General features: G+C 69.2%; 6 protein-coding genes. 3 read left to right on the forward strand and 3 right to left on the reverse strand.

All coding sequences use genetic code 11. From position 1 onward, the window contains the following. The first annotated feature begins 136 nt into the window (after positions 1-136). Positions 137-6,838, forward strand: coding sequence for a DUF5979 domain-containing protein (locus tag Q0066_RS03385; RefSeq protein WP_298130046.1), 6,702 nt, complete (start codon positions 137-139; stop codon positions 6,836-6,838). A 51-nt stretch (positions 6,839-6,889) separates the two neighbouring features. On the opposite strand, the gene murI is transcribed toward Q0066_RS03385, so the two are convergent. The 3 genes from murI to Q0066_RS03400 all read right to left on the reverse strand — a co-directional run bounded on the left by murI (position 6,890) and on the right by Q0066_RS03400 (position 9,505). Next, positions 6,890-7,690, reverse strand: coding sequence for a glutamate racemase (murI, locus tag Q0066_RS03390; protein ID WP_298130080.1), 801 nt, complete (start codon positions 7,688-7,690; stop codon positions 6,890-6,892). A 40-nt stretch (positions 7,691-7,730) separates the two neighbouring features. Beyond that, complete coding sequence (locus Q0066_RS03395) at positions 7,731-8,675, reverse strand: BadF/BadG/BcrA/BcrD ATPase family protein (protein ID WP_298130049.1); 945 nt, start codon at positions 8,673-8,675, stop codon at positions 7,731-7,733. 185 nt (positions 8,676-8,860) lie between these two features. Then, positions 8,861-9,505 (reverse strand): bifunctional 4-hydroxy-2-oxoglutarate aldolase/2-dehydro-3-deoxy-phosphogluconate aldolase, encoded by a 645-nt coding sequence (locus Q0066_RS03400; RefSeq protein WP_298130051.1) that lies wholly within the window; start codon positions 9,503-9,505, stop codon positions 8,861-8,863. 74 nt (positions 9,506-9,579) lie between these two features. Here Q0066_RS03400 and Q0066_RS03405 point away from each other — a divergent pair, with 74 nt between their 5' ends. Both Q0066_RS03405 and Q0066_RS03410 read left to right on the forward strand, forming a co-directional pair. After that, positions 9,580-10,377, forward strand: a complete 798-nt coding sequence (locus Q0066_RS03405) for a DeoR/GlpR family DNA-binding transcription regulator (protein ID WP_298130054.1) — start codon at positions 9,580-9,582, stop codon at positions 10,375-10,377. Positions 10,378-10,652: 275 nt separating this feature from the next. After that, complete coding sequence (locus Q0066_RS03410) at positions 10,653-11,939, forward strand: MFS transporter (RefSeq protein WP_298130056.1); 1,287 nt, start codon at positions 10,653-10,655, stop codon at positions 11,937-11,939. Positions 11,940-12,025: the final 86 nt, after the last annotated feature.

Consider the following 12,025-nt stretch of genomic DNA (forward strand, 5'->3'; position numbering starts at 1 on the left):
GCGTCGCGTCGCGTCCGAGCCTTGCGACAGTCCATATCATGATCCGAATTTGGTTGCGATCAATGCCTGCGTCAGCATGTCGCCAGCGCGTTCACCCCGCGCGCAAGTAAGGTTCACCCCCGCTTAGGAGACGGACATGTCCGCCGCCCCTCGCTCTGTTGTCGTACCCCCACGTCGCCGTCGTCACCACTCCGGCCTGCGCCTGCTGCTGGCGCTGGTCCTCGCACTCGGCTCGATCGTGGGCGTGGCCCAGACCGCTGCCGCTGAACCGGCCGGGTTCCTGACCATCGACAAAGGTGTCACCGGCTGGCAGGACGGCCACACGGTCGCGCCGGGCGACACCTTCGTCTACACGATCGCGCTGACCTGTTCGAACAACTCCGCCGAGGCCGGCTGCACCAACGCCGAACTCACCGACGCGCTGCCCGAAGGCATCTCGCTGGACGGCAACGCGAGAGACGTCGCGGTGCTGCCCTCCGGTTCGGGGACGGCCAGCGTGGACGGCGACACGATCACCGTCAAGTTCACCGAGCCGCTGCTCGACCCGGCCGGCAGCGAGGGGATCGGTGCGGGGCACACCATCACCGTGCAGATCCCGGTGGTGGTGGACGCCGACATTCCGGCCGAACTCAACGGGAAAGACCTCACCAACACCGCTGCGGTGGACGGCACCAACACCGAGCCCGCCAACGACGACTTCACCGTCGTGCCGACCATTCCGCAGAAGCTGACAGCGTCCACCGATAAGGAGTTCAGGCCCGGCAGCGGCATCGCCAGCCCGGGCACCGAGACCACCCTCAGGCTGACCGGCCGCAACACCTCCAACGTCGCCGTCGACGAGATCGTGATGACCGACCCGACCAACCCGCCGGGTGCGTTCGAGTCGCTGGCACTCACCGGCGACCTGGATGTCACCCTGCCCAGCGGCGCCGAACAGGTGCAGGTGGACTGCTACGTCAACGGCGCCTGGGTCAACGGCGCAGCCGGCGCGCCACCGGCCAGGCTGCCGGGTGGGGTGGCCGCCGAGGACTGCCAGGGCCTCCGGGTGCACTTCATCAGCACTCAGGGCAGCGGTATCGCGCCCGGGGCGTCCGGGTCGATCGATGTGGGCCTGGAGCAGCGCGACGGCATCGAACCGGGACGGATCGACAACCGGGTGTCGACGGTGGTCGTCGCCGGTGACGACAGGTCACCCGCGGCCACCGCCGACGACAGCTACACCGTCACCTCGGCCGAGATCGAGCTGGACGCCAGGAAGAGCTTCGATCCCGACATCATCGGCGTCGGCGAACAGAGCACGGTCACCATCGGCGCCACCAACTCCAGCAACCGCACCTTGGATTCGTTGCGGCTGACCGAGCCGGGCGCCGACCCCAATCCGTTCCGCAACGGGCTGACCTTCTCCGGCTGGGGCAAAGCGACCTGGCCCAGGGGCGCCACCGGCGCCACGGTCACCTACACGTTCGCCGAAGGCCCGCCGGTGACCCTGGAGGCCACTGGGCCCAATACTCTGCCCGGCCCGCCGGAGGGACGCCAGCCGGTGGGCTTCACCGTCGAGTTCACCGGCGCGATCGTTCCCGGTGCCGAGGCCGACATCGAGTTCGTGGTCACCGCCGACGCCGAGCAGGCCGCCGAGGAGGTGAAGCACCCGAACACGGTGCTGGCCGAATCCACCGCCGAGGGCGGTTACCGCGGCGAGGACACTGCAAACGACACGCTGACCACCATCGTGGATCGGCTGGCGGTGGAGGTGGACAAGAAGATCTCGCCGTCGGAGATCCTGTCCATTCCGGGCGAGACCGCGACCGTGCAGTTGACCGGCAAGCTCAAGCCGTTCCCCGATTCCACCACCGACGCCCACCAGATCATCGTGCAGGATCCCGCTCAGCCGGGCGCCAGCCCCTGGTGGGACGCGTTCGCCCCGTCGTCGATCGTGGCGACCCCCATTCCGGACGACGCCACGCTGACCGTGCAGTACTACGACACCCGGACGAACAGCTGGGTGGACGTGCCGGGCATGGTGAACCTGGCCGGACCCCAGATCTTCTCCGCCGATCTGCCGGCCGACGTGATCGAGAACTCCGGTGGAATCCGGTTCTCCTATGAATCCGAGACGGGGTTCCCGCCCGGCACCGCGGTGGCTCCGAACCTCAACTTCGCGCTGCGTCCCGAACTGGCCGGCAGCGACCTCGACGACATTCAGAACTGCGCTCGCGCGGACGCCTCGTCCGGTGACGTGAGTGCTGATGATGCCATCCAGACCGCGCCCTGCCCTTCGATCGACCTGACTCCGCCCACGCCGGGCCAGGGCGATCTGGTGGAGAAGGACTGGGACGACCCCAAGGCGGTCGGTGAGCGGACCGGGTCCGAGCTGGGCGCCACCGTCGGCTGGTCGACCGGCGGGCGTTCCCACCTCGACCGGGTGATCGTCGCCGACACCAACAACCCGTCGGCGTCCGGGTTGAGTTCGAGCGCCTTCGACGCCTTCGACCTGGTCAGGGTCGACCCCATCACGCCCACCCGGGATCCGCTGATCAGCTATGACCGGGTGGCCCGGGTCGAACTGTTCAGCCTGTCGACGAACAGCTGGATCCGCGCCCCGGGCGACCCCTGCCCGGACGCCTGCGACGGAACCTTCCCCGGCTACCAGGTGCCGGAGGAGCTTCGCGGCGACGTGATCGGTGTCCGGCTGGTCTTCGAGGAGAGCCCGACCCGTGGCGACCGGATCGGCGACAACCCGTCCGCCCCGCCGGTCGGCAGTGGTGTGGCCCGGTCGTTCGAGGCGACCCGGCCGATCCACCTGGTGTTCCGGCTGCGCGACGAGCTGCGCTCCGATCCCGACGTGCCGGTGATCGCGGGCAACGAGTACAACGTGGACGGCAGTGCCGGCGAGGTGCGCAACACCGTCCGCGCCGACGGGCTGGTCGACGACGAGGTGGTGGCGTCCGACACCGACGCCGACATCGCCACGATCACCAAGGTGCCGGTCAGCGTGACCTTGGACAAGAGCTGGAGCGGGGGCCCGCTCGGCGTCCCACCGCAGGGCAGCGCCAGCTTCCCCGGTGACTATCCGAGCGGCCGGCTGAGCCTGAACGCGCACAACACCACACCGCGACAGATCGACCGGCTCACCCTCACCGAGCCCGACCCGGACAGTGCCACCCACCCGTTCGACACCTTCAACCTGAAGGGCTTCGTGACGATCACCGACCCCGCCGACATCGGTGCCGACACGGTGACCATCACCCTGCGGCTGGCCGGCGGGACCCGGCAGCTGACCCGGGAGGAGGCGCTGGCGGCCTCCGAGGCCGAGTTGGCCGACGTGGTCGGCTACACCCTGGTCTACGAGGGCCGGATCGCCTCCGGCGCGCATGCCATCGTGACCACCGACACCCGGCTCCGGGCGACCGACCGGACGACCAGCGAACCGGTGACCGCGCCGGCGACTGTCGACAACGAGGCCAGCACCCAAGGCGACGACCTGATCGGCTACCCGGGCGTCGATCCGGTGACCAGCACCGACACCGACGACGCCGACATCGCGCTGCGGGCCCAGGGCCTGGGGCTCGAGGTCGGCAAGGCCTTCGATCCGGACAGCCAGACCGAGCCCGACCGCAACCCGGTCACCCTGACGCTGAGCGGGCAGCCGTCCGGGCCGTCGCGGACCAACTGGATGCGGCTGACCGACGACGACACGACGTTCTTCAACCAGTACGACTTCGTCGGCTTCGGCCCGTTCAGCTTCACCGCGCCCATCGACCGGGTCCAGGTCGACGCCTTCGTGGGCGGCACCCTGAGCGTGGTCGGCGACGACGTGCAGCGCACCGGTGGCTCCTGGGTCGAAGGGACGCCGGCCACCGCGCTGAGCCTGCCGGCGGGCGTGACGGCCGAGCAGGTGACCGGGCTGCGGTTCACCTTCACCCGGGCCGACGGCGCCATCTGGGAGAACCCGTCGGCACCGGTCCAGCAGGTCGACCTGCAGGTGCAGCGCCGGACCGAGCTGCGCACCGGCGGCCCGGTGCTGAGCGACCTGACCGGCAACGCGGCGGCACCCGGCGAAGCGGCGCCGGGTGAGGCGTCCAACACGGTGCAGGGCGAGAACCGGGCGGCCGACACGGTCAACGGCGTCCCGCTGTCGGCCACCGATGACGCGACCGACACGATCGTGTACAAACATTCGCTCAACGGCGTGACGGTCACCAAGTCGCCGACCGGCAACTACCCGCCCGACCAGGTGATTCCGTACACCCTGACGTTCACCAACACCGGGGCGACGCCGATCACCAACCCGGTGATCACCGACCGCATCCCCAGCGACGATGGCGGCCCGCAGCTGATCCTGGATTCGCGGCAGGGTGAGAGCCCGTACGGCTACGCCCTGGATGGCGCCGCGGCGGATCCGGCGAACGGCACCCCGATGCCCACCGACGGCGCCCAGGTGAACGTGGACGAAACTGCGACCCTGCTCACCTTCCGGTTCCCCCGGGGCAGCGTGCTCGACGTCGGCCAGACCTACACGATCACCGTCGCGATGCGGTTCCGTCCGGGCCTGACCGGGCAAACCCAGGTCACCAACACCACCGGCATTGTGGGCGACCGGCCCTGGGACTCCTGCGACGCCGACCTGGACGAGGCCAGCGGCGAGTGCCGGGCCAGCACCACGGTGTCGCCGATCCGTGGCGGGGCGCTGGCCAACAGCAAGGCGGTGCGTGCCGCCGACGGCGACGGTCTCGGGGTGCTCAACACCCTCGACAACCCGGCCGGCTGCCAGGCCGATGCGGACGGCTTCTACACCGGCGGCTGCGTGCCGGTGACCAAGCCGGGTGGCGACGAGATCTGGCGGATGACGTTCACCAACACCGGCAACCTGCCGCAGGACCGGGTGTACGCCATCGACCGGCTGCCGGTGCCCGGTGACGTCGGCGCGATCACCCCGCTGCCGCGGGACAGCCGGTGGCAACCCCGTCCGAAGGCGTTGCGGTACGCCGGGGTTGAGGGTGGGAGGGTGAGTGCGGTGCGGGTGTTCTACGACACCGACCAGGACATCTGCACCGACGATCTCGAGCTGGGCAAGTCCTGCCCGGACGATGCCTGGACCCTGCTCGGCGAGATCGACGATCCGGTGATCGGCCGCGAGATCCCACTGCCCGCGGGCGCGACCGCCCTCATGCTCCAGGCCGACTTCTTCGATCAGATGCTGCGGCCGACCGGCTGGGTGAAGGTCGATCTGATCACCACCACGCCGGCGCAGTCCCCAGCGGCCGGTGCGGACACCATCGCCTGGAACACGGTGGCAGCGGCCGCCCGAACCGATGACGGCGGCCAGAAGGGCCTGTCACCGAAGTCGGAGGGCAACAAGGTGGGCGTCGCGCTGGCGACCGGCCCGCTGCGGGTGCAGAAGCTGGTCGAGGGCCCGGCCGCCGAGTACGCGCCGGAGGAATTCCGGCTGACCGTGCAGTGCGTCTCGGTACCCGACGACGAACGCCTGCGCGAGGAGGTGGATCTCGGCGATCAGGCCCAGCTGACTCTGCGCGCGGGGGAGTCGGCCGAGTTGACCGACATTCCGTGGGGCTCGGAATGCACCGCTACCGAGGACCTCGCCGCGGCGGGCAATCCGTCCTTCTCGGCGACCACGGTGACGATCGTCCGCGACGACCAGACGGTGCCGGTGGTGATCGCCACCAACACCTACGTGGAGGCGTCGCTGTCGCTGACCAAAACGGTGCCGCAGGGCGGCGTGGACGCCGACGGCAACTCGACCGGCTACGGACCGTTCAGTTTCGCCGTGACCTGCACCTACCTGGGGGAACCGGTCTACGCCGACGGGTACTCCGCCGGCCATCCGATGACGGCTACCTTCTCCGCCGGGGAGACGGCGACGTTCCGCGGCCTGCCGGCCTCGTCGTCGTGTCTGGCCACCGAAACCGACACCGACGACGCGTCGTCGACCACGTCGGAGGTGGTGGCGCCGGCGTCCGAGCCGCCGATCACCGGTGACGCCACGATCGGTCCGCTGGTCCTGCACGCCGACGGCGAGCAGGGCGTGGCCAACGAGGTGATGTTCCGCAACACCTTCCCGACCGGCGCTGTGCTGGTCACCAAGCAGCTGACCGGTCCGGGCGCCGAACTGTACGGTGCGGGCCCGTTCACCGTCCGGCTGTCCTGTGTCGACGCCGAGTCGAGGCGCTCGGTCTACGACGGTGACGTCCAACTCGGCGGCGGGCAGCCCCTGGCGACGACTGTGCAGAACCTGTACGTGCCGTCGCTGTGCACGGTGACCGAGACGGCTTCGGGCGGGGCGAACGCGACCACCATCGCTCCGGATGGCGCGTTCCGGGTGACCGCCGAATCGGCGCAGCAGCCTGTGACGGTGACCGTCACCAACGAGTTCCAGCTGGGGGCTTTGCAGGTCACCAAACGGATCGTCGGCTCGGCGCCGCAGGACGCGGCCTTCGGATTCCAGCTCAGCTGTACCCGCGAGGTGGACGGCGCCACGGTGCCGGTGACGCTGCCCGGCGGCGGAGCCTTCACGCTCTCGCAGGCCAGCGGGCTCAGCCGGTCGTTCGGGGACCTGCCGACCGGTGCGACGTGTGAACTGACCGAGACCGCCGACGGGGGAGCGGACGCGACCCGCGTGGAGCCCGGGCAGGTGAGGGTCGGGCGCGGCTCCACGGTCGAGATCGTGGCGACCAACACCTTCGATCCGGTGCCGCCGGTCGTGCCGCCGCTGCCGCAGACGGGTACCGGGGCGCAGCTCGGGATGCTGTTCGGCGGTGCCGCGCTGATCATGCTCGGCGGACTCACGATATTGGTCGCGCGACGCCGGCGACGGGGCTGAGAAGAGGCCAGGGGGCCGAGGTGGCCGGCTGAGCCGAGGGGGCTCAGCCGGCTACCACACGCCGAGTACGTCGGTGACGAAGCCGCCCATCAGCCGGCTGCCGATGCCCTGGAACTTCTCCGGGTTGCCGGTGGTGAGGAACCGCCGGGTGGCCTCACGGGGCGCGTGGTTGAGCAGGCCGAGTTCGTTCAGTGTCGTCCAGGTCGCCTTGGCGCACTCCTCGGCGGAGGAGACCAGGGTGACGGTGTCGCCGAGCACGTAGTTGATGACGCCGGTGAGCAGCGGATAATGCGTGCAGCCCAGGATCAGGGTGTCGATGCCGGCCAGCCGCAGCGGTTCCAGGTAGTCGTGGGCGATGGCTTCCAGGTCGGGCCCGCCGGTGACCCCGGCCTCGACGAAGTCCACGAACAGCGGGCACGGCGAGGTGAACAGCTCCACGTCGGGCACCGCGGCCAGCGCATCGTCGTAGGAGCGGGAGTAGGCGGTCGCGGAGGTGCAGATGACGCCGATCCGTCCGTTCCGGCTCACCCGGACGGCGCGGCGAGCGGCCGGCAGCACGACGTCCACCACCGGGACGCTGTATCGCTCCCGAGCGTCCCGCAGCACCGCTGAGGAGGCCGAATTGCAGGCGATGACCAGGGCTTTCACGTCGTGGTCGACCAGCCGGTCGAGGCATTCCAGGGCGTACTCGCGCACCTCGGGCAGGCTTTTGGTGCCGTAGGGAGCACGGGCGGTGTCGCCGAGGTAGATGACGTCCTCGTTCGGCATCTGGTCGACCACCGACCGGGCGACGGTAAGGCCGCCGAAACCGGAGTCGAAGATACCGACGGGGCCGTCACTGCTGGTCACGATGTCCGACTGTAGTGGCGGGCGCCCGTCGACGCCGCGCGGCTCAGCCGACGCGGGCGATCCGCCCGCCGAGGGGGGACGCCTCTTCGACCACGGGCAGCCAGGCAGCACCCTCCAGCGACGTCCCCGCGGCGTCGACGATCCGGGCCTGCGGCGCCACCTCGGCCAGTGAGGACGTGAACGCCCGGTGAATCGCCGCCGACTTGAACACGCTGCCCAGGCAGGCCACCGGCGCCTGCCGGTCGAGTTCGCCGACTCGGCGCAGCGCCGTCGCCGCCGACCAGGCCAGTTCGCGTCCGGCGTCGGCCGAGATGGACGCCGCCACCTCGTCGCTGTCGGCCAGTTCGGCGACCCGGATGGCGAAGCGACCCATCACGGGCACCCGTTCGGGATCGGCGGCCAGTTGCAGGTAAGCCAGTTCCAGATCGGGGTAGAGCTCGCGCATGTGGTCGGTCAGCGCGGTGGCCGGGCCGCGTCCGTCATAGGCGCGCATCACCGCCGTCATCGCCATCCGGCCGATCCAGCTGCCCGCGCCGGCGTTGCCCATCAGGTAGCCCCAGCCGTCCACTCGGGCCACCTCTCTGGCGCCGACGCCCAGAGTGACCACCCCGGTGCCGGCCGCGACCACCGCCCCGGGACGGTCTCCCAGGGCGCCGAGATAGCTGGTTGTCGAGTCGTGGGCCAGGTGGACGCGCCGGACGCCGAGCGGGCGCAGCGCCTCCAGCAGCGGGGTGGCGTCGTCGTCCTGGAATCCGGTGGATCCGATGGCCACCTGGTCGACCTCGGCCGCACTCGGCCCGAGTTGGGAAAGCGCGGCGATGGTGGCGGCGGCGAGTTGGGCCACCAGCGTGCCGTCATTGACGACGCCGGGCAGTTCGACCTGCCCCGACGTCCGGTCACCGGTTCGGATCATGGCGCGGACGCCGGACTGTCCGGCGTCCATGCACAGGGTCACGCCCGAGTCGCTGGCCGATGAGTTGGAGTTCATGGATCCCTTCACTTCCTTGTGCGGGTGGGTTGGCGGGAGTCGTGCCGCCGGTGGTTCGTGGTTGGTTGCTGGCGGAACCGTCGTTCCGCGGATTGGGGTGGACGGTTGGGGTCTGCCCAGGCAGGTCGATCGGCTGCGATGGGCGGCGGGGGTTGCCCGCCGCCTCACTCAGCAGACGGGAGAGGTCAGCTCTGCCGGGCCTTGGCGATGGCGGCCAGCAGGGTCTGGGTGGCGACGCTCACGTCGTCGTAGTTGCCCGACTCGCGATGGGCGCCGGACACGTAGCGTCCGACCCCGACCGCGCAGGCGCCGGCGCCGAACCAGTCGGCGACCGTGCCGGGGTTGACGGCGCCGGTCGGAGCGATCGGCAGGTGTGCCAGCGGAGCCATCACAGCCTTGAGGTAGGCCGGGCCGACTGCCTCGGCCGGGAAGAGCTTGACGATGTCGGCGCCGGCCTCGGCGGTCGCCACCATCTCGGACGGGGTGAAGGCACCGCTGGCGACGACGCACTGGTAGCGGTTGCCGACCGTGATCAGCTCGGGGTTGAAGTGCGGGCTGACGATCAGCCGAGCGCCCGCCTGGTACGCGGCGAAGGCGGAGGGGGCGTCCATCACGGTGCCGACGCCGATCAGGACGTCGGGGTGCTCCTTGGTCAGCCGGGCGACGAGGTTGAGTGCGCCGGGGACGGAGTAGGTGACTTCGAGGGCACGCATGCCGCCGGCGATGGCGGCCTTGGCGACCTGATAGGTCTCCTCCTCGTCGTTGAGGCGCAGGATCAGGAACGCGCCGGTGGAGTAAATTGATTCGAGATGAGTCTGCTTTGTGAACATATGTGAATCATAGCACAAACTGTAACAGGGTGGAACATCCAGCTGGCCGATGAAAGCAACCCGAGGAGACTGTCATGTCGAGTGCCCCGCTGATCCCCGAGCAACGACAGGCGCGCGTCCTTGCCGCTCTGCGCCGCGACGGCATCGTCAGCATCCGCAGCCTTGCCGAGGTGCTGGGCGTCTCGCACATGACCATTCGCCGGGACATCAGCCAACTCGAGAGTGACGGCCTGGTCGTCGGCGTCAAGGGTGGCGTCCGGCTGGTCGAGGCGGAGGCCGGGGGGCATGGCGCGCCGCTGGATCATTCGGCGCGGATCGGCCTTGAGTTGCCCCGCAAGCGGGCGATCGCGCGGGCCGCCGCCAGTCATGTCGAAGACGGCTCGGTCATCTACCTGGACGCCGGAACGACCACGCACAGCCTGGTCCCGCTGCTGGCCGGCATGAAGGAACTCACGGTGGTGACCAACGACTTCCTGATCGTCAACTCGCTGTGTCGCGAGCCGAGTATCACCACCATTCACACCGGGGGGAACGTCGATCCGGCCGCCGGCTGCGCGCAGGGCCTGCTCGCAGCCGAGACGGTGTCGCGGCTGAACATCGACACCTACTTCGTGTCGACCGCGGGCTGGTCGATCAACAAGGGCGTCTCGTCGCCGTCCTCGGACAAGGCGCTGCTGAAGCAGTCCGTACTGTCGGCCAGCACCCGCTCGGTGCTGCTGGCCGACAGCACCAAGTACGGGGCATCGTCGATGGTGAAGGTGTTCGGATTGGAGCGTCTCGATCTGATCATCACCGATGCCGGCCTGGCCGGCGAGACGGCGGACGACCTGCGCAAACTGGGCGTGGACCTGGAGCTCGCCGCCGTGCGATGACGGCCGACACTCCGAGTGAGTGCGAATCTGTGAGAGTTTGAACGAGTACGTGACAAATAGTGAAATCATGTACTAGGGTGTTCGTAGATGAGAGCAATGTCGACCACCTGACCCGGTGAGCCGGCGGCCCGTGAAACGGCGCTGTCATCGCCATCGGCTCGGTCGATGGTGTGCCCGGTCGGGTGCATCACAGCCGTTGGCAGTGCCTGGGGCTGTGCTCCAGAACACGACCAAGAGATTTCTCCATTTCACCCGACCTCACGAAGGAGTGGTCAATGTCCTCGCCAACTGCGGAACCGTCCGCAGCTCCCTTACCCAAGGCCATCAATACGCTGAGGTGGACCGCGGTCACCCTGCTCGTCATCGGTGGCGTCGTCAACTACCTGGATCGCTCGACGTTGAGCATCGCCAACACCACGATGGCCAAGGAGTTCTCCCTCGGGCCGGTCGAGATGGGCCTGCTGCTCTCGGCGTTCTCGTGGCCCTACGCGATCGCGAACCTGCCCGCCGGCTATCTGGTGGACAAGTTCGGCCCGAAGAAGATGTTCGCCTGGGCGGCCGTGGGCTGGTCGATCGCCGGTGGCCTGATGGCCCTGGCAAGCTCGTTCGGCGTGATGTACGCCCTGCGGGTGCTGCTCGGCATCGCCGAGTCGCCGTTCTTCACCGCCGGCCTCAAGGTCAACCAGCGCTGGTTCCACGAGAAGGACCGGGCCATGCCGGTCGCGGTGGTCAACACCGGCTCGCAGATCGCCAACGCCATCGCGCCGCCGCTGCTGGTCGCGCTGATGCTGGTCATCGGCTGGCGCGGCATGTTCATCATCATCGCGGCGCTGGGCTTCGTCGTCGTTGCGTTCTGGCTGCGCTTCTACCGGGACCCGAACGTGCAAGAGATGGTCGCCATCCACGGCAACGCCGAGGGCACGTCGACCACCAAGAAGGCGGAGGCGCAAGCGAGCTGGGGTGAGTTGTTCAAGCGCTCGAACACCTGGTTCATGATCCTCGGCGCCTTCGGCATCTTCTACACCATCTGGGTCTACCTGACCTGGCTGCCGGGCTACCTGCAGCAGCAGCTCGGTTTCACGCTGAGCCAGATGGGCTGGGTCGCCATGGTGCCGTATATGGCCGGTATCGCCGGTGTGTTGTTCGGTGGCTGGTTGTCGAACAAGTTCGTCAAGGGCGGCATGAACACCGTGCTGGCGCGGAAGATCCCGATCGCCGGTGGCGCCATCCTGGCCGCCGCGGCCGTGATTCCCGCCGCCTTCGTCACCAATGTGCCGCTGGTCATCTTCCTGCTGTCGGTCGGGTACTTCGGTGCTCAGGTACCGATCGGCTGCCTGTGGACCCTGGCCGCGGACGTCGCCCCGTCCAACCAGGTCGCCTCGCTCGGCGCGATCCAGAACTTCGGTGGCTTCATCGGTGCCGCGGTCGCCCCGATCATCACCGGTGCCGTGCTGGCCGCGACCGGCTCGTTCACCGGCGTGTTCGTGATCGGTGGCATCCTGCTGGTCGTCGGCGCCCTGTCCTACGGGTTGTTCGTCAAGGACCGCTCGCAGGCCGCCTGACCCGGTGACGGGCCCGCGACCACCTCGACGTGATCGCGGGCCCGTCCCCGTCGTCATCCGGGCTTGCCTCCGGTCATCCGGGCTTG

Origin of the sequence: Micropruina sp., from assembly GCF_027492755.1 — a bacterium.
Lineage (GTDB): Bacteria > Actinomycetota > Actinomycetes > Propionibacteriales > Propionibacteriaceae > Micropruina.

Excerpts from the sequence above, each read along its gene's own strand:
- Q0066_RS03400 (WP_298130051.1), bottom strand. The coding sequence starts at position 9,505 with ATGTTCACAAAGCAGACTCATCTCGAATCAATTTACTCCACCGGCGCG.
- Q0066_RS03385 (WP_298130046.1), top strand. The coding sequence starts at position 137 with ATGTCCGCCGCCCCTCGCTCTGTTGTCGTACCCCCACGTCGCCGTCGT.
- Q0066_RS03395 (WP_298130049.1), bottom strand. The coding sequence starts at position 8,675 with ATGAACTCCAACTCATCGGCCAGCGACTCGGGCGTGACCCTGTGCATG.
- Q0066_RS03405 (WP_298130054.1), top strand. The coding sequence starts at position 9,580 with ATGTCGAGTGCCCCGCTGATCCCCGAGCAACGACAGGCGCGCGTCCTT.
- Q0066_RS03410 (WP_298130056.1), top strand. The coding sequence starts at position 10,653 with ATGTCCTCGCCAACTGCGGAACCGTCCGCAGCTCCCTTACCCAAGGCC.